Origin of the sequence: Enterococcus italicus DSM 15952 (genome assembly GCF_000185365.1) — a bacterium.
GTDB lineage: Bacteria > Bacillota > Bacilli > Lactobacillales > Enterococcaceae > Enterococcus_G > Enterococcus_G italicus.
Genome location: NZ_GL622241.1, coordinates 688,397 through 706,647 on the forward strand (window position 1 = coordinate 688,397; position 18,251 = coordinate 706,647).

General features: G+C 43.2%; 18 protein-coding genes, 1 pseudogene and 1 riboswitch. Of the genes and pseudogenes, 3 read left to right on the forward strand and 16 right to left on the reverse strand.

Annotated features, from left to right (window positions below; all coding sequences use genetic code 11):
• Positions 1-163 precede the first annotated feature (163 nt).
• Together HMPREF9088_RS03225 and treP are read right to left on the reverse strand one after the other, a co-directional pair.
• On the reverse strand, positions 164-1,774 hold the full coding sequence (locus tag HMPREF9088_RS03225; protein ID WP_040366298.1) for an alpha,alpha-phosphotrehalase: 1,611 nt from the start codon (positions 1,772-1,774) through the stop codon (positions 164-166).
• A 22-nt stretch (positions 1,775-1,796) separates the two neighbouring features.
• The gene (gene treP, locus HMPREF9088_RS03230; protein WP_040366299.1) at positions 1,797-3,755 is read right to left on the reverse strand and encodes a PTS system trehalose-specific EIIBC component; all 1,959 of its coding nucleotides are present in this window, start codon (positions 3,753-3,755) and stop codon (positions 1,797-1,799) included.
• Between the two features lie 318 nt (positions 3,756-4,073).
• Between treP and treR the strand changes: the two genes are divergently transcribed.
• Positions 4,074-4,796, forward strand: a complete 723-nt coding sequence (gene treR / locus HMPREF9088_RS03235; protein ID WP_007207702.1) for a trehalose operon repressor — start codon at positions 4,074-4,076, stop codon at positions 4,794-4,796.
• A gap of 151 nt (positions 4,797-4,947) precedes the next feature.
• Here the strand turns inward: treR and HMPREF9088_RS03240 are convergent, their stop codons facing one another.
• The 3 genes from HMPREF9088_RS03240 to HMPREF9088_RS03250 form a co-directional block, all read right to left on the reverse strand.
• On the reverse strand, positions 4,948-5,523 hold the full coding sequence (locus HMPREF9088_RS03240) for a uracil-DNA glycosylase family protein (protein ID WP_007207703.1): 576 nt from the start codon (positions 5,521-5,523) through the stop codon (positions 4,948-4,950).
• A 12-nt stretch (positions 5,524-5,535) separates the two neighbouring features.
• Positions 5,536-6,330 carry a Cof-type HAD-IIB family hydrolase gene (locus tag HMPREF9088_RS03245; RefSeq protein ID WP_007207704.1) on the reverse strand — a complete coding sequence of 265 codons (795 nt, stop codon included), beginning with the start codon at positions 6,328-6,330 and terminating at the stop codon, positions 5,536-5,538.
• Positions 6,331-6,407: 77 nt separating this feature from the next.
• A complete protein-coding gene (locus tag HMPREF9088_RS03250; protein ID WP_007207705.1) occupies positions 6,408-7,166 on the reverse strand; it encodes a glycerophosphodiester phosphodiesterase family protein in 759 nt (252 codons plus the stop codon).
• A gap of 227 nt (positions 7,167-7,393) precedes the next feature.
• On the opposite strand from HMPREF9088_RS03250, the gene HMPREF9088_RS03255 reads away from it, so the two are divergent.
• The gene (locus tag HMPREF9088_RS03255) at positions 7,394-8,059 is read left to right on the forward strand and encodes an MIP/aquaporin family protein (RefSeq protein ID WP_143139655.1); all 666 of its coding nucleotides are present in this window, start codon (positions 7,394-7,396) and stop codon (positions 8,057-8,059) included.
• 331 nt (positions 8,060-8,390) lie between these two features.
• On the opposite strand, the gene thiD is transcribed toward HMPREF9088_RS03255, so the two are convergent.
• From thiD to HMPREF9088_RS03310, 11 genes are all read right to left on the reverse strand, one after another.
• Positions 8,391-9,218 carry a bifunctional hydroxymethylpyrimidine kinase/phosphomethylpyrimidine kinase gene (thiD, locus tag HMPREF9088_RS03260; protein ID WP_211205537.1) on the reverse strand — a complete coding sequence of 276 codons (828 nt, stop codon included), beginning with the start codon at positions 9,216-9,218 and terminating at the stop codon, positions 8,391-8,393.
• Positions 9,205-9,837: a thiamine phosphate synthase gene (thiE, locus tag HMPREF9088_RS03265; RefSeq protein ID WP_007207708.1), complete on the reverse strand. Its 633-nt coding sequence runs from the start codon at positions 9,835-9,837 to the stop codon at positions 9,205-9,207. Before thiE ends, thiD begins: the two co-directional genes overlap by 14 nt.
• Positions 9,813-10,673 (reverse strand): hydroxyethylthiazole kinase, encoded by an 861-nt coding sequence (gene thiM / locus HMPREF9088_RS03270; RefSeq protein WP_007207709.1) that lies wholly within the window; start codon positions 10,671-10,673, stop codon positions 9,813-9,815. Before thiM ends, thiE begins: the two co-directional genes overlap by 25 nt.
• Complete coding sequence (gene thiW, locus HMPREF9088_RS03275; protein ID WP_007207710.1) at positions 10,660-11,187, reverse strand: energy coupling factor transporter S component ThiW; 528 nt, start codon at positions 11,185-11,187, stop codon at positions 10,660-10,662. The genes thiM and thiW overlap by 14 nt, the downstream gene beginning before the upstream one ends.
• A gap of 4 nt (positions 11,188-11,191) precedes the next feature.
• The gene (gene tenA, locus HMPREF9088_RS03280) at positions 11,192-11,866 is read right to left on the reverse strand and encodes a thiaminase II (RefSeq protein ID WP_211205548.1); all 675 of its coding nucleotides are present in this window, start codon (positions 11,864-11,866) and stop codon (positions 11,192-11,194) included.
• 2 nt (positions 11,867-11,868) lie between these two features.
• The gene (locus HMPREF9088_RS03285) at positions 11,869-12,534 is read right to left on the reverse strand and encodes an energy-coupling factor transporter transmembrane component T family protein (RefSeq protein WP_007207712.1); all 666 of its coding nucleotides are present in this window, start codon (positions 12,532-12,534) and stop codon (positions 11,869-11,871) included.
• Positions 12,534-13,892 carry an ATP-binding cassette domain-containing protein gene (locus HMPREF9088_RS03290; RefSeq protein WP_007207713.1) on the reverse strand — a complete coding sequence of 453 codons (1,359 nt, stop codon included), beginning with the start codon at positions 13,890-13,892 and terminating at the stop codon, positions 12,534-12,536. Before HMPREF9088_RS03290 ends, HMPREF9088_RS03285 begins: the two co-directional genes overlap by 1 nt.
• The gene (locus tag HMPREF9088_RS03295; protein ID WP_007207714.1) at positions 13,892-14,458 is read right to left on the reverse strand and encodes an ECF transporter S component; all 567 of its coding nucleotides are present in this window, start codon (positions 14,456-14,458) and stop codon (positions 13,892-13,894) included. Before HMPREF9088_RS03295 ends, HMPREF9088_RS03290 begins: the two co-directional genes overlap by 1 nt.
• 108 nt (positions 14,459-14,566) lie before the next feature.
• Positions 14,567-14,655, reverse strand: a riboswitch (TPP riboswitch).
• A 222-nt stretch (positions 14,656-14,877) separates the two neighbouring features.
• Positions 14,878-15,225: a P-II family nitrogen regulator gene (locus tag HMPREF9088_RS03300; RefSeq protein WP_007207716.1), complete on the reverse strand. Its 348-nt coding sequence runs from the start codon at positions 15,223-15,225 to the stop codon at positions 14,878-14,880.
• A gap of 25 nt (positions 15,226-15,250) precedes the next feature.
• Entirely contained in the window at positions 15,251-16,468 is a 1,218-nt protein-coding gene (locus HMPREF9088_RS03305) for an ammonium transporter (protein ID WP_040366303.1), read from the reverse strand.
• Between the two features lie 247 nt (positions 16,469-16,715).
• Complete coding sequence (locus HMPREF9088_RS03310) at positions 16,716-17,756, reverse strand: carbohydrate-binding domain-containing protein (RefSeq protein ID WP_345908486.1); 1,041 nt, start codon at positions 17,754-17,756, stop codon at positions 16,716-16,718.
• Here HMPREF9088_RS03310 and HMPREF9088_RS03315 point away from each other — a divergent pair.
• Positions 17,676-18,206, forward strand: a pseudogene (locus HMPREF9088_RS03315) (phosphodiester glycosidase family protein); the annotation flags it as partial. The gene HMPREF9088_RS03310 and the pseudogene HMPREF9088_RS03315 sit on opposite strands and share 81 nt — an antisense overlap.
• Positions 18,207-18,251: the final 45 nt, after the last annotated feature.

Sequence of the window (18,251 nt, forward strand, 5' to 3'; positions counted from 1 at the left end):
AGAAATTCAAGACAGCATCATTCAATCCCATGCAAAAAACCAGAAGATCCGCAAGCTGTTTCTCAAACTTTTGGTCTTTCTGGTTTCTTGCTTATAGCTAATGCTGTTATTCGGATGTAGTAGGGCGACTGCATGGTGCTCAAACCACCCACAGACACTCTTCTTAAATTAGGATGGCAACAGTTTGATATGGCATGAGCGTCATGTCTTTCATTACTTGCGTTTCTTGGTTGCTGATTAGGACCTGACCAGCTAAAAATTCATCAGGTAAAGCAATCGTTGCGTTTGTAGCTGATAAATTATTCATTACTACTAGTTTTTGATTGCCTAGTTCTCGGATAAATGAAAAAACTTGCGAATGATTTTTCTCATAGCCTTGATAGCTACCTTCTGCAATAATCGGATACATTTTGCGTAGCTGAATCAACCGCTGATAGAACCCAAAGATTTGCGGATTCTTTCGCTCCTGTTCGACAGAAATATTCGCATAATCGCCCGGCGCAAGCCACGGTGTTCCTGTTGTAAATCCACCGTTATTCGCTTGCCACTGCATAGGAATTCGTGCATTGTCCCGCGATTTACTTTGAACAATCGCCAGTGCTTCACTCGCTGATTTGCCCTTAGCTATGAGCATCTGATAGGCATTTTTTGATTCGATATCATCAAATGCATCAATCGTGTCATACGTCGGATTAAGCATGCCGATTTCTTCACCCATGTAGATAAATGGCGTGCCTCGATTCAGATGAATCATCGCCGCTAACACTTGGGCACCAGCCACGCGATATGTCTGCCAATCGACAAAGCGATTAAGCGCTCTAGGCTGATCGTGATTATTCCAAAACAACGCATTCCACCCGTCGTGCTCGCTCATCCCTTCGCCCCATTCATGGAGAATCTTGGTTAGTTGGTGGAAGTCAAACTTACTCGTCGTCCACTTTTCACCAGCTGCATAATCCACTTTCAAATGATGGAAGTTAAAAATCATCGATAGCTCGTGACGCGTTTCTTGTGTGTATAAAACACCATTTTCAATCGTCGTCGAGCTCATTTCACCCACTGTGATCGTACCTCGTGGGCCAAAGGTGGCTCGATTCATTTCATGAATGTAGTCGTGGGCAATGGGTCGGTCGGTATATTCGGCTTTGCCAATACCATCAGCCGTGTCTTTTATGTGCTCATCTTTGCCAATGACATTAATCACATCAAAGCGTAGGCCCTCCACACCTTTGTCCAACCAAAAATCCAATACCTTTTGTAGCTCTTTGCGTACATCAGGGTTACGCCAATTTAAGTCGGCTTGGGTCACATCGTATAGATGCAAGTACCACTTGCCCGTTTGGCCAAATGGCGCCCACGCACTACCGCCGAACTTGGATTGCCAATTCGTCGGCTCATCGCGTAACAAAAAGTAATCTTGGTACTTCTTCTCTCCGGCTAACGCTCGTTGGAACCATTCGTGCTCGGTCGAGACATGATTAAAGACCATATCCAACATAATACCAATACCATATGTTTTGGCTTGAGCGACCAACTGCTCAAAGATTGCCATCGTGCCAAATATAGGATCGATGGCTTGATAGTCGGCCACATCATAGCCATTGTCTTTTTGTGGGCTCGGGTAAATAGGACTTAGCCACAGCATCTCTACTCCTAAGTCAGCCAAGTAGGGTAATTTCTCAATGATACCTGCTAAATCTCCGAACCCATCACCATTGTGGTCATAAAAAGATTTCGGATAGATTTGATACACTACTTTCTGTTTAAAAGACATTTGAAAACTCCATTCTATGTTCTTAGTTGCGTGACTGCACATGCATGATTGCTTGTTCTTTCGCGACTGTGCCAGTTTCTAGTACTGGATCGACTTGATACTCTCCGGAATTGGTAATAATGACTGGTGTTTGAGTCTGATAGCCCGCTGCTTGAATTGCTTCTAAATCAAACGCCAATAATTTTTGGCCACGCGTCACATGGTCACCCTGCTTCACAAGTGCGGTAAAATGTGCACCATTTAAATTCACCGTGTCCATACCAACATGAATCAATATCTCTACTCCTTGGTCATCAATTAAACCAATGGCGTGCTTGCTTGGGAACAATAAGCTAATCACCCCTGTCACCGGTGCATACACACTGCCTTCAGTCGGCTCAATCACCATGCCTTGACCCATCGTTCCTTGTGAAAACACCGGATCAACTGCATGACTTAGGGGGAATAGTTGTCCATTTAAAGGTGCATAAATATCTTCATCTACTACTGTTACAGGCGCTACCGTTGGCTCTAAAGTTGCATCGATTGGGGAAATCGCTTCGCCTACGCGGTCAATTTTGTTAAATAAGCCTGTTCTTCTAAAAATCAACGTCAAGAGAAATGGTACGACAATGGCAATCATCATGCCAATGGCAAAAATCAGATAGTACTTCGGCATGATGGCTAAAATACCTGGTAGTCCACCGACACCGATTGAAAAAGCTCTTACTCCGAAAATCGTGACAAACATACCAGCTAGACCACTACCGATCATTGCCGCCACAAAAGGATACATGTATTTTAAGTTAATCCCAAACATTGCCGGTTCAGTTACACCTAACCAAGCAGAGATAACTGATGGCACTGAGACTTGTTCTTCTTTCTTGTTGCCACGGTGAGCAAAGACTACAGCTAAAACAGCCGCACCTTGTGCAATGTTCGATAGACAGATCATCGGCCATAAGTTTGTTGATTTAAAATCAGCAATTAATTGGGAATCAATGGCTAACGTTGTATGGTGTAACCCAGTAATAACGAGCGGCGCATACAGTGCACCAAAGACGGCACCAAACAACCAATTGACAGAAGAAGTTAAACCAGCATTTACAACGGTCGAAATTGCTGAGCCAATATGCCAGCCAATCGGTCCGAGAATCAAATGAGCTGCTAAAATCGTCGGAATCAATGAGAAGAACGGCACGAAAATCATCGAGACAGCTTCAGGAATATGCTTTCTGAAAAAACGTTCCAAGTAAACGAGCAAGAATCCAGCTAACATTGCCGGTATGACTTGTGCTTGGTAGCCAATTTTTTCCATTGTAAAGAACCCAAAGTCCCAGGTCCAATTCTGCGCAATCTCAGCCGCAGTCGTGCTATTTACCGCATATGCATTCAATAGCTGTGGTGAAACCAACGTAATCCCGAGGACAATCCCAAGAATTTCCGTTGTCTTCATCTTGCGAGTAATGCTCCACGTAATGCCGACTGGTAAGAAATGGAAAATGGCTTCACCTGGTAACCACAAAAAGCTATTGACTCCATTCCAAAAAACAGACGACTCCGTGATGGTTTTCCCATCAAGCCACCCCATCGGAACAGCCTCTAATACATTACGGAATCCTAAAATCAGCCCTCCAACAATAATGGCAGGTAATAATGGCGTGAATATTTCTGCTAAAACAGTAATCGCACGTTGGAAAAATTTTTGATTTTGCTTGGCAACTGCTTTTACATCTTCTTTACTACCACCTTCAATCCCAGCAAGACTTACAAATTCTTGATAAAAAGAAGGCACTTCATTTCCAATAATGACTTGAAATTGTCCAGCATTGGTAAAAATACCACGGACAGCATCTAACTCTTCAATAGCAGGCTGATTAGCTTTCTTCGGATCATTGAGTACAAACCGCATTCTCGTTGCACAATGTGTCACCGCTGCAATGTTGTCTTTTCCACCGACGAGGTCAATCAACGACTTTGCATCTTTTTCAAATTTACCCATAACCTTTCTCCTTTCACTTGTAGGTACAAGTTCTATATTTTTATCATACCTGTTAAACAGTTTGTTGTAAAACGTTTTCACCTTTTTGGACAAATAATTAATGAGAATAAAATGAGAGAAAAAACTATATTTGTATTCCTTAGCTACAAATAACTAAGGACTCTTGTCTGACTGATTCATACTTGTTTTATTAATAACAGTCAACTAACAAATAAACTGGTATTTAAATTAATTTTCTCTCATAAAACGTTTTCTTGAATTTTCACCGTATCTACCTTATACTTGTTTTAACAAATACGTACAAGTTGAGGTATCATAATGAAAGCTTATGAATCCATGTATCAATTACTCGAAAATCGCATTTTAAAAGAACAAGTCAAGCCCGGTGAGTACCTTCCGAGCGAGCATCATTTATGCCAACAATACAATGTGTCCCGCGATACCGTGCGCAAAGCACTTAGCCTTCTAATGGCCAATGGATACATTCAAAAAATCCAAGGGAAAGGCTCGCTGGTACTAAAGCGCGAGCAGTTACGCTTTCCCATCTCTGGTCTGACAAGCTACCAAGAATTGCAACACTCTTATGGTTATGATGGGCGCACCGTTGTTGAGAAGCTCGTCAAGCGTGTCGTAACTCCTGAGCTGGCGGAAAAGACTGGCTTTGTACTTGATAGCTCGGTATGGGAGCTAGTTCGTACGCGCGAGATCGACCATGCGAAAGTGATTTTAGATCGTGACTACTTACTATGCTCAGTCATTCCTTACCTTGATACGGAGATTGGTGAAGACTCCATCTATCGTTACTTCGAACAAGAGCTCCATCTACAAATTGCCTTTGCCGAAAAAGAAATTCGTATCGATCAATTACGAGATGAAGACCGTAGACTCTTAGATCTAAATCAAAATGATCATCACATTGCGGCTATTAATAGCCGCGTATTTCTAGCGAATGCGCAGCAATTTCAGTACACTGAAAGCCGTCACCGCATCGATAAATTCCGCTTTTATGACTTTGCTCGTCGCAATCCTTCGACCTACTAAAAAAGGGAGTGACAATCGTCATACTCCCTTTTTTTAGTAGCAAAAGCAGCTCTCTTGAAATAAGGCACAAATTCTCAAAAATTTGAAAAACAATTTTCGGAATTTCTGACTTATTTTTTAGAGCTAAACGCTTTTGTTTCAACCTTGCTAATCAGTTTACCAATGTTGCGATGATTTCTTTTAGCTGTGGTACGACCGTTTGTTCAAACCACGGATTTTTCTTTAACCAGCGACCATTTAACGGCGACGGATGAGGTAGTGGAAAGTACTGCGGTAAAAATGTTTGAAATTGCTGCACTGTCGTTGTCAAATTCGCCTTATTGTGCGGCAAATAATACGCCTGCGCATACCTTCCTACCAGAATTATCAGCTGAACATCGGGCATCAGCTTTAAGCAAAGCGGATGCCATTTCGCTGCGAATGCTTTGCGCGGAGGCAAATCCCCCGTTTTCCCTTTTCCAGGATAATAAAAATCCATCGGCAAAATGGCCAAGTCGTGCGACTGATAAAAGGTCTCATCAGATAGTCCTAGCCACGATCGCAATCGTTTCCCACTCTGATCGTGCCAGACTATCTGTGACGCTTGCGCTTTTTTCCCCGGGGCTTGTCCGATGATTACCACTTTGGCCTCAGGATGGATAGTGTACAGCGGATGAATGCCTTGCTTAGTGTATATCAGATTATCTTCATCTTGCTCAATTGCTACTCTTAACTGCTTGGCATCCATCCACAGCACCTCCTATAAAAACTCTTCAATTTTGTCTAAGACCGCTTGTTCGTTATTAGAACCAATTACTTGAGACGCCGCTTCTTTGACCGGCAACAACGCATTACCCATCGCATAAGAATGCGTCACTTCTCGAAACATTCCCACATCATTCATATTGTCGCCAAATACGGCAATTTCATCTTTATTAAGTTGAAATTTCTTTTGCAATTCGCGAATACCGACTTCTTTGCCGGCACTATTAGAAATAATATCCAGTGCTTGATGGCCACTTGTCACCACCGTTAATTCTTCACCGAAAACATCGTGTAGCTGTTGATTCGCATTGGCAAGCTGCTCAGCTGGAAAATTTAAAGCAAACTTAAAAATATCGTCAGGTATCGGCTGTTGCAAATCAATTTGGGTAATGTGGCGATAAAAAAACTTCACGTGCGCCACAAAATCTTGAGGCAATTGATGGTGAATATAGACCCCTTTTTTGCCCGATAAGACTAGGCGATGGTCAGGTAATTCGTCTTTCAAGTAGTTTAAAAGCGGGCGATGAAATTCTTTGGCGATGGTCTTGGCACGTACTTGCTCGCTATGGTAACGAATATCCGCACCATTGTCGGCAATATAAAACAATTGCTCACCTAAATCTGGAAAATAATCCACCAAGCGCCAGTACTGATTGCCTGAAGCAACCACAAAATGCATCTGCTGTTTTTCCATCTCTTGTTTGATTGCCAAAAATCGCTCGCGATCATATGTTTTCTCGTCATTTAGAAATGTGCCGTCCATGTCCACGACTACTGCTTTAATTGTCACACTCTTTCTTCCCTTCCTACTTACTCTTTCTAGTATAAACGATATCAAAAAAAAGAAAAAGAAAGGGTCTCCCCTTTCTATACGGACGCAATCGACAATTGTTCCCTTTCATATCGTTTCCTTAACGCCAATGCTTGCTCTGGATAATCTGTATGAAACCCATAGACATGACGCTCAAAACACATCCACATCTCCGGTTCACTATTGACCGTAAACGGGCACACGTCTTTATCTAAGTCTGCTAGTTCCAACTCAGATTGAATAAACCACGCAAAATTCGCATCGATTCGATTGATTACCGTAAAATAATTCGCGAATGCCACCGTCACGACCGAGCCAATGGTCACCCATGCTTTTGGTGTCACTGGATCTATTTCATGTAGTCGCTGCAAGGTCAATAAATTAAAGCTCGAATACGTCACGGTAAAGGGCCAATTTTTTGCATGTGTCAGTTGTACGACTTTTTCTTCAATCTGGGGGTAGTCTATCTGGTCGGTCTTTAATTCAATCGTCAAAATTTCTTGGTACTTTAACTCAGCCAATAAGTCCAAGACTTCAGCTAAAGTGGGTATTGGCTCATGCTCGTAATGAAGAGAAAACCAACCACCCGCATCTACAGCTTTTAATTCCCTCAGAGTCTGATCGATTACCCGCCCTTTTCCGTTCGTCGTTCGATTAATGGTTTCATCGTGAAGGACAACCACCTGACCATCTTTTGTGACCTGCACATCCAGCTCAATCCCATCAACATCAATACGGACACTTTCTGCAAAAGCAGCCAAAGTATTTTCGGGATGTGTCCCCTTGCTTCCTCGGTGAGCAAAAATTTTCGTCATTTTTTTCCTCCTACTAGCTACCTAGCATCCCATCACAAACTCGTTTCGAAAGCTACTTTCAGTTTAGCATGCGTATGTTAAGTTTCGTTTAGCTTTGTGTAAAATCTCTGCGCATCCTCTACTTGTGATCTACATTGTAATTTACAGTAAATTTCCAAGATATTTTCTTTGAACAATCACTAATCCTATGCTGTCTTTGGCCTTGGAAAATGAAAGGATGGATACACATGAGAAAGTATGCTGCTGAATTTATCGGAACATTTGCTTTAGTCTTATTTGGGACAGGAGCAGTTGTGATTGCTGGATCAGGAGATACTCCAAACAGCGCTTTAGGGATCGGCTTGGCTTTTGGTTTAACCGTGACTGTCATGGCATATGCTGTTGGTGGTATTTCAGGAGGACACTTTAACCCAGCCGTTACATTGGGAATGGTAATCATCAAACGAATCGAATCAAAAGATGCTATTTTTTATATTATTGCTCAATTTTTAGGTTCGTTAGTTGCTTCTGCGGTTTTAGGCGTCTTTATTAATGGATTAGGCCTAGCTAATGATAGCTATGGTCAAACAGACTTCGGTGGTAGCGTTGGCTTAGCCATCTTCACTGAAATCTTAACGACTTGCTTGTTTGTTTTTGTCATCTTGATGGTGACAAGCAAAAAATATGGTGTTGGCAATTTTGCACCATTTGCAATCGGGGTAACGTTGAGCTTGTTAATCGTCTTAGCACTAAACATCACTGGCGCTTCACTGAACCCTGCTCGTAGTTTTGGTCCTGCTATTTTTGCTGGCGGATCAGCTCTTACTCACTATTGGGTTTACCTTGTTTCACCATTAATTGGTGCGGCAATGGCTGCTTTTCTTTCAAAATACATGGGTAGCGAAGAAGCATAATTATAAAGCTGTGACAAAAAATTAGCTTCGTGCATGAGCACAGAAATTCCGAAAAGTGCGTAGAATGCATATATGAGCATGAAATATATCTAACATTTAGCTAATTGGCTGCAATTTAAAATCACGCTATACTTTACGAAATGAGATACATTTTACATGAATCACACGAAAGCCAACCCTATTGCGAGTAGGGTCGGCTTTTTGTTCGTTGCGACTGCGACTTAGTTATCGTCTTTCTCGTCTAACCAATGAGAAAGACGATAACTAGTGTTGGGATGTTATGGTTCAAAACGATGTATACTCCATTGTTTGACGGTAGGCCCATTTACTGTCACACCTTTGATTCCTTGATAGATTCACTTAAGGTCGCCCAGTGATTGGTCGGACCGTGGCCATGACCAACTGCGATGCCTTGCTCGATTGCCCCTTGAATGAATTGTTTACCAATCAAGATTGCTTCTTCTAATGGCGTGCCTTTCGCTAATTCTGCCGCAATACACGCTGAAAATGTATCGCCTGTCCCGTGCGTATTTTGCGTTTCAATTCTTGGGCCGCTTAACCACTTAGACTCACCTGAAGCAAACAATACATAATCGCGCGCCTGCTCTCCTACTTGGTGACCACCTTTAATAATGACGTGCTTGACTCCAAATTGTTGAATCATCTTGGCGGCCTTCATCATATCCGCCTCTGTATGTATCTCACAATCAGCTAGCACTTCTGCTTCTGGAATATTCGGCGTCACAATTGTCGCAAGCGGCAACAGCTCTGTCCGAATACTTGTAATCGCATCGGCTTCTAATAACGGATGCCCACCTTTGGCAATCATCACCGGGTCAACGACTAACGGTCCAAAATCGACCGCTTGTAAGTTCTTCACTACACACGCTACGTGTTCACGATCGGCTAGCATCCCAGTTTTAGCTGCACGGATCTGAAAATCAGCAGCCAGTGATGCGAACTGGGCATCAATAAAGGCTGGTGGGATGGGGTAACTCTCTTGTACCCCTAATGTATTTTGTGCGGTCAATGCTATGACGATATTCATCCCAAAGGCATGGCGTGCTTGAAATGTTTTCAAATCCGCCTGCATACCTGCACCACCACCTGAGTCTGAACCGGCAATCGTTACGACTTGTGGCGTCTCATTCATTTCCACTCCTCCAATATGCTACTTTCTTTTGAAGTGCCTGTACCTTTTCCTTCACGTCTATCGCTTTCATAATTTCACTGACAATCGCCACACCGGCAATCGGGATATCCTGAAATGATGCTAGGTTGTCTTCTTTTATCCCACCAATCGCTACGACCGGTATCTTAACTGCTTGAATCACAGCTTGCAGTGTCTCAAATGAAGTGACTGGTGTTTGTTTGGTCTGAGTTTCAAACATCGCACCAGTCCCTAAGTAATCGGCACCTTCTTGCTCTGCCTGCCGCGCCCGTGCTGTCGTTTTGGCCGACACACCTAAAATTTTAGTGGGACCAATCAAGCCTCGCACGACATGGACGGGTAATTCATCATCGCCAATATGGACACCCGTTGCATCGACAGCTAGACAAATATCCACTCGGTCATCAATAATTAGCGGAATGCCATAACGATCCGTGATTGCTTTGACCTTCAGTGCTTTTTGATAAATCGCCTGCGTCGTACCCGTCTTTTCTCTTAGTTGGACAATCGTCACGCCAGCTTGACAGGCTTCCTCTACAATTTGTAAAAAGGTCTGATCATCGTAATCGTAGCTACCTGTGACTAAATATAAACTGTAGTCTGCCATAAGCTACCTCCTCGAATATCTGCCGCCCAATCTACTTGATTCATCAATAAGGACAGCTGATTCAATGTCTCTTGACGGAAATTAGCCAAGCCAGTCGTGCGCTTCCGCGCTGCTTCTCCGCATAAATTAAAATAACTAACAGCGGTAATCGTCGCTACAAACACATCATTTCCGACACCAAGTAATGCGGCAATTAACGCACCCACAATGTCGCCCGTTCCTGTAAAGCGATCCAATTCCGCAACGCCATTTGCCAAAAAGGAGGCGTGGGTACTTGATACGACCAAATCTTTTTCACCCGTCGCTAAATAGACCGTCCCTGGATGTTGGTTCGCATCAGCTTGCATCGCCTTAGCTAATAACAACAACTGCTCCTCCTCTTGGTCTGCAGCACTAGCATCTACTCCCCGCGCACTGCTCTGTAAGCCACAATAGGCACGCATCTCTGAACTATTACCTTTAATGACAGTCGGTCGATAGGCAGCTAGCTGATGCGCCAACTCATACCGCAATTCGGTAGCAGCTACCCCAACAAGGTCAATCACAACAGGCGTCTGTGTTTGCTCAGCAAAACGAGCAGCCGCCAATAAATTCTGCTCTCGCTCCACTGATAAATGCCCGAGATTTAACAGTAAGCTATTGGTTTGATCAAATAATTCCGCAAATTCACGCGCATCGTCTGCCATAATCGGCTTAGCATCAATATAGAGCAACGCATTGGCCATTGACTCACAGGTGATTTCATTGGTAATGCATTGCACTAATGGTGACGTGGTGAGTGGAAAAACACCTTGTGTCAACCGACGAAACGAATCATTGCTATTAAACAGTACCATTGTTCATCCCTCCAAACAGTCGTTGTACTCGTCTAAATGGTTGTGTTTCTTTTAATTTCAACAATACGAAAAAGCCAATAATCGATCCCGAAATCGCTCCACCAAAGAAACGTGGCGTATATAAAAACCAATACATGCCTTGCTGGCTACCGGTGAACCAGACCATCACTGGATACGAAAGCAACGAACCAATCAAGCCAGTACCGATAATTTCACCAATCATCGCACCCCACACTTTGCCAGTATATTTATAGCCAACACCTGCTAAAAAGGCCCCAAATAATGCCCCCGTCAATGCTAATGGCGGAATACCTAATAATGTCATGCGAATAACGGCACAGACAAAAGCCATAATAGTCGCATAAAGCGGGCCAAGTAACGTCGCTGCAATGACATTCATCACACTCGACATCGGTGCCATCCCTTCAATTCGAAACAACGGTGACAACACAACATCTAGTGCAATCATCATGGCTAATAAACTAATTTTTTTGACATTTATCGTTTGCTTCATTTTCTTACCCCCTCATTCCTGCTGGCCATTTTTCCAATTGATAGGCCATCTCCCAAAATGCATATTCCATTTTTGCACTAATGACAAACGCAGTAACCATTTGTTCTTGTTGTTCTTGCGAACTTTCTTGATACAAGCGATTGAGCAAGGCGCATTCTTTGTCAATGGCACTCTCTTCGCCACCATACGTCTCAATCCACTGCTGGTAATAAGGATTTGGTGACTGAATGCCAGCTTGCATTAAGGTTTGACCAATCTCAGCATACAACCAAGAACACGGTAACAGACTCGCAGCGGTCACCCAATCATTGGCCTCTACTAATTGCCGATACATGTGTGACACATAATGATAGGCAGTTGGCGCAATCGCGGTCTCCTGCAGTTCTTTTTCATCAATCCCCAGTTGTTGAAAAAAATGCGCCCGTACTTGTAGTTCCCCTTCAGCTAAATGAGCCCCATTTTCCCGCATTTGCTCTGCTAACTCAGGAATCGCCGTCCGCTCAGCTACCAGTGCATACAGACGAGCAAAGTGCGTCAAATAATAGCAATCTTGAATCAAATAATAACGAAATTTCTCCATTGGCAATGTGCCAGCCTGTAACTCTGTCAGAAATGGATGCAGAAAGCTCCCTTCCCAATAAGGTTTTGTTTGCGCTCTAACAATCTCGGTAAATAACACGCTCATCTCACCACACTCTCTACTATTAATAAACCATTGCCCACAAGAATAAATACCATTGCCCAGATACTTGCAGACCGAGCTAGATGCCATTTTTCAAAATGAGTCCGCGTCCCATTCTCCATAAATCCCCGCGAATACATCGCCTCCGTATACCGATCACGCCAATTCATCGCTAAGAAAATCGTCTTCACATAATAATATGCTGACCATGGATAAAGCCGCTTTCCTCTTAAGAGACTCGCATCCCGCATATCGCTGACTTCGCGTCGTATCTCTGGTGCGGCATGCACGACGACTAAGATTCCGTAGACAAACGTCGGCGGTACTCGATATTGCTCCAACACCAATAAACATTCTTCAAAATCAACTCCTGCGACAAAAACAAGGCCCAATGCCGCAAATGCATACGTCCGAGTCAATAAGACCCACGCATCTGATAGACCATCTCCTTGAATCATCACCGACCAAAACGTCGTAATCGCTGGAATAAAAGGAAACAATAGTAAGACCCATATGAAGCCCCATTTTCTCGTCACAAAGAAATAACCCAACACGACAAGGAACAAATACACATTCAACCAAACCGAATACGTGAACGAGACTTCAATCGTAAAAAAGAACACCGCAAAGATAATTGCAGGTATCGCAGTGATTTTCTCTTCCATCAGTGCACCACCTCCTGTAATTTCTGCTCAGATAGATGCATATGATGCTCACTCACACCTACTAACGGTTCAAGACGATGAGAGACGATTAAAAAATTCGTCTGCTCTTTTTTTTGGGCAAGCCAGTCCACAAAGTACTGACACGCACGCGCATCCAAGCCAGTAAATGGTTCATCCAATAGTAAAAACTTGCGCTCTAAACTCAACATCGTAATCAGCTGGATCATCTTTTTTTGTCCTTCGCTTAGCTGATAGAGGCCCCGGTTCAGTAAATGCTGGATCCCCAGCTCTTCCATCGCTTGAAGTTGCCGCTGCTTAATCGCTTCACTCGGCTCTTTCGGAAATGCCAACTCTTGATCCACGTGTAACGTGACAAATTGCTGCTCCGCATGTTGCACCGCTAGTGTCATTTGCTCATACAACTTCTGTTTCCCAAAGCGACGGGATAGTTTCTTGTCTTCTAAAAACATCGCGCCGGTGTATGGATGCAGCTGCACCATCGCCCGCAATAAGGTCGATTTCCCGACGCCATTTTCACCGGTCAGCGTAGTAATTCCTTGCTTAAACGCCACAGTTTGAGGTGTTACTAATGGTTTCGTTCCTTGATGAAGTGCCACTTGTTGCAAGGTAAAAAGCGTCGTCTGTGACGCATTTGCTTGTGTGAGCTTGCCGAGCGGTTGCTGCGTTGCTAATTGCGACACAGATTGCTCTGTCAGCTGCCCACCTTCCATTCGGATAAAGCGATCGACGAAAGGAGCGTAGTCGGTCAACTCATGATCAGCAATCAAGATTAGTCTTCCTTGATTACGTAGATCGGCCAATTTTTTAATCAACCATTTTCTTGACAGCGGATCAACACTAGCGAATGGTTCATCTAGTAGTAAGATAGGGGCATTCATCGCTAACAACACCGTCAAGGCCGCTCGTTGCTTCTCCCCACCAGATAGTGTCACCAACTCTTGATACAGCAGGGACTCCATCTTCATTTCATGAATCGCCTTGTCCATCCGATCCTTTGCTTCTGCAATCGCAATGCCGCTATTCTCCATAGCAAACATCAGCTCTCTGCGGAGCGTCCGCATGGTGAATTGCTGACTAGGATTTTGAAACATCAACCCAATTTGTTGAGCTTTTTCTGTCATGGTTCGTTGCGCATTGTTTTGCCCGTTCACCAAGATTTCTCCCTGATAGGTCGATCCGTCAAACCCAGCCACCGTATGGAGCAATGTCGTCTTCCCGCAGCCGCTATCACCTGTCAACAGAACAAATGAGCCTGCCGAAAAGTCGGCTGATAATTGATTGATAATAGTAGTAGCTTCTTTTTGAACAACTAACTCGTTTATCTCGATGCCTTTCATTAATGCGACACACTCAATCCTTGTGCCTTGTGGAAAAGAGTCACAATTTGTTTCGTCAAAAAGATACCAAAGAAGCACACCGATGCAAAACGCACCACAAACAAGGCCACTACCATCCAAAAGCCATAAGTAGCATAACCGTATTTAAAGAATTCATAGATAAAGCTAAACACTGTCGTTCCAATCGCACCATAAAACAATGGCAGCGTATCATAGCGACGGTAACCAGTAGCCATAAATCCTACTTCTGTCCCCATTCCTTGAATAAACCCTGAGATTAATACACTCGCCCCAAAGTAAGAGCCATACAGCATTTCTGCTAACGCGGCGAAAACTTCACCTAATACTGCACTTCCCATTTTTGGGATTAACATACCTGCTACCGGTGCTGCCATGACCCACAGCCCAAATAAAATTTCATTTGCAAAAGGTGAGAAGCCAAATGGTGTCAATGCTGCTTCAAGTAACGCATAAAGTACGCCGGCCCCCATAAATACCGCCCCAAATAAAAATGCCAGTAAGGCTAAAAATACAACTTGTGGTAATGTCCACTTCGCTTTTTCCATCAAAAAAACCCCTTTTCTTTTTCCTAACTAACTAAAGGAACAAAAAGGGGCGAGAGCAAACCATCCAAAATACCCGTCAATGAACTAGTCACTAACGGGTACGATCTTATGATTTAAACGACATTTCCCTGCGACAGCATTAACTGCATCAGGTTCAATGGGTATAATCTCAGCTTTACGCACCCCAAATGTTTCTTTATTTAATTGTGAAGTTATTATACCATGTATTTTTCACAAAGACTAGAAAACCTTTCCAATTTTTTCTCAAAAAATATGCCAGCGTACTTTTAAGCTGGAATCCAGCAACGAAACAGTCTGACCGACAACAAAAAGCTCAGAAAATACCAAAGTTTGAGGAACAACTTTGGTATTTTCTGAGCTCTTAGCTTATAGTTAGTGCTATCTCAGCCTGTTAATCATTAAATTGCGGATTCTCCACGTTCCCCTGTACGAATGCGGACCGCTTCTTCTACTGGGTAGACAAAGATTTTGCCATCGCCAACGTTTCCAGTCTGGCATGTTTTGACGATTAAATCAATCATTTGTTCCACACATTTGTCTTCTAATACAAATCCCACTTTAATCTTCGGCACAAACGAAGTGATGACTTCTTGACCACGAACATAGTCTTTCAATCCTTTTTGATGCCCAAATCCTAATACTTGGGTCACCGTCATACCGATTGGATTTTCTTCAAATGTGTTTAGCATCGCGTCTTTTAAATCATCTAACGTTTCTTGTCGAATAATTGCCTCGATTTTTTTCATAGCGCTCCTCCTCGTTTATCTGATTTTAAGAATCTAGTCCCATAAATGTTGGGTAGGCACTTTCATCATGTTCACTGCGATCTAAGCCAAGCGCTTCATCTTTCGCTGATACACGAATCGGCATAATCAGTTTCACAATCGAAATGATAATAAAGCTAGCAACACCTACATAAACAATCGTGATGACTGTTGCTTCTAATTGAGCGACAAACAAATCAACACCACCATAGAGCAAGCCAGTGCTACCATTTACTGCTGGATCAGCGAAAATCCCTGTCACGATTGAACCAAAAATTCCACCCATACCATGACAACCAAATGCATCCAACGAATCATCGAAGCCTAATTTTTGTTTAATAATCGAAATGCTATAGTAACAAAACGGACTAACTAATAAGCCAATCACGATGGAAGACCAGATAGAGACAAAGCCAGCACCTGGTGTAATCGCAACTAATCCGACAACCCCACCGGTACATGCACCTACAAGTGTTGGTTTACCAGTAGAAAATCGTTCCACCGCCATCCAAGAAAGCATCGCTGCAGCTGCAGCAGTATTTGTTGTTAAGAAAGCTTGAATTGCAACGCCATCAGCTGCCAAAGCAGATCCGGCATTAAAAGCAAACCAACCAAACCATAAAAAGCCAGTTCCTAAAACGACGAAAGGAATATTATGTGGACGATATTCCGCTTGTTTAAACTCACGACGTTGACCTAATACTAAACACAAAATCAATCCAGATAAACCAGAGCTGATATGAACAACTGTCCCACCAGCGAAGTCAATGGCACCTAGCCCAGCGATAAAACCGCCGCCCCATACCATGTGGGCCATTGGTGCATAGACAACAACTAACCAAATTGCCAAGAATAAGAAAATTGCTGGGAATCTCATCCGACCAACAACCGAACCTGTAATAATAGCTGCCGTAATTAATGAAAACATCATTTGGAATATAGCGAATAAGCCATCCGGAATGCCGCTACCTTCTGTCATGGATACGCCTTGGAAAAAGATATTATGTAGATTCCCTACAAAAGTCCCATCTCCACTAAATGAAAGCGAATAGCCGACTGCTACCCAGATGATTGAAGCAAGCCCCATCGTTCCAATTGACATCATCATGGTGTTTAAAATATTTTTTCTTCGTTCTAATCCTCCGTAAAAAAATGCGAGTGCCGGTGTCATAATAAAGACCATTGCACTACAAATGAGAATAAATGCGATATTTCCTGTTTCCATAGACTTGACTCCCTTCAACGTTTCAATGATTGGTTTTTTTATCTTCCATGTTAGATATACTAACATCATTTATGAGGGAAAACTAGCTATTTTTTCATCAAACTTACAGAAAACAAGTTAAAATACAAATTGCGAACACTAAAACTAATAATATTCTGTATTTTGTCCATATAATTAAAAAAATTTAGGAGCAGCTAGTAGCTGTTCCTAAATATGATAGATTTCTTTACATTGAAATTCTTACAATCTAGTTACGACCTCGTCCACCACCGCCAAACGAATTAGTGGAAGCTGCTGAACCATCTTGTGAAACATTGGTGACAGTCGATGTTAAATCCAATGTCCCTAATTGCGTCCCACCTGAAACAATGCCATCTACTGAAAGACCGTTTGTCGCATCGCCACTAAGCGTTCCACCTTTCACCAAGACGTAGCTTTCATTCGTCGATAACTTCACTGTGGCAATAACCAAGTGTTGGAATTCTTTGGTCAGACTGACAGCAATAATCGTATTTCCTGTACTGTCTTTCAAGCTAATTAATGTATCGACACTTTGCGTACTATCAAAGTAAATACCAACTGACGTGACAGTCGACTTATCGCTGACATTTTCAGCCATATCTGTCGTACCTGACGCCACGAGCGTTCCACCCATTAACGTAAAGTCACCATTGTAGTCTAGCGCACCATTACCTCCTTGTGTCGGTCCATATACCGCCACCGTTCCACCAGACATTTTGATATTACCGTTACTATCTAAACCGTCACCTTCTGCATCGATCGTGATAGTACCGCCAGTGATTGTGATTTCTTTGCTGTCATCAGATGACTCACCTCCACCACCGAAGGAATCTTGACCAAATTGACCGCCACTTGATGAGTCACTGCCGCCAGCTGCATTAATCCCATCATCGCTTGCCGTAACTGAGACTGTGCCGCCACTAATGGCAACCACGCTACCTTCCAAGCCTTCATACGAATTTTGAATCGTCACAATACCGTCTGAAATCGTCGTTGTATCATCTGCATGGACACCGTCATCTCCTGATTGAGCCGTTACGATTGCACCAGATAGGGTCACATTGCCATTGGCGTGTACACTATCGCCAGCACTATTGATAGTAATTGTATCACTAACTAACTCGATATTGCCGCCAGCTTTTAATCCTTTGTAGCTTTCATCCACACTTACGGAAGAATCATCATAGCCATCTGCCGTCTGAATGGTGACTTTTACGGCTTCCGCAGTACTGGCTTTGTTATGAGAAACGGCACGCTGTATCGCGATACTGCTAATGGCGATACCGATGCACTCGTCATCGATAAAAACGGTGACTTCTCTATCGTCAATGAAGCAACGACCGACGCTTCAGAACTAACGGACGCCGAACAAATTCTATCATTTGGTCCTTCTTTGGTCGAAGATGGGGAGATCACTGTCAATGAGTCCTCCGAAGTGTCGCAATCGATGACGAGCAATCCGCGGACTGCAATTGGTCAAGTCGGTGAAAACCATTACGTCATCATCGTGTCAGAAGGTCGGACCGATTCCAGCGAAGGCCTTTCACTCTATGAATTAGCCGAAGAAATGAAAGAAGCCGGCGCCACGACCGCCTATAACCTTGATGGTGGCGGCTCATCGACACTATATTTTAATGGCAAAGTCGTCAACCAAACAGTCGGCGGTAGCCAAAATAGTAGCGAACGCGAAGTCAGCGACATCATATACTTTAAATAAAGGAGGGTAACAACAGTTAATCATAATGTATAAATATCTATAAAA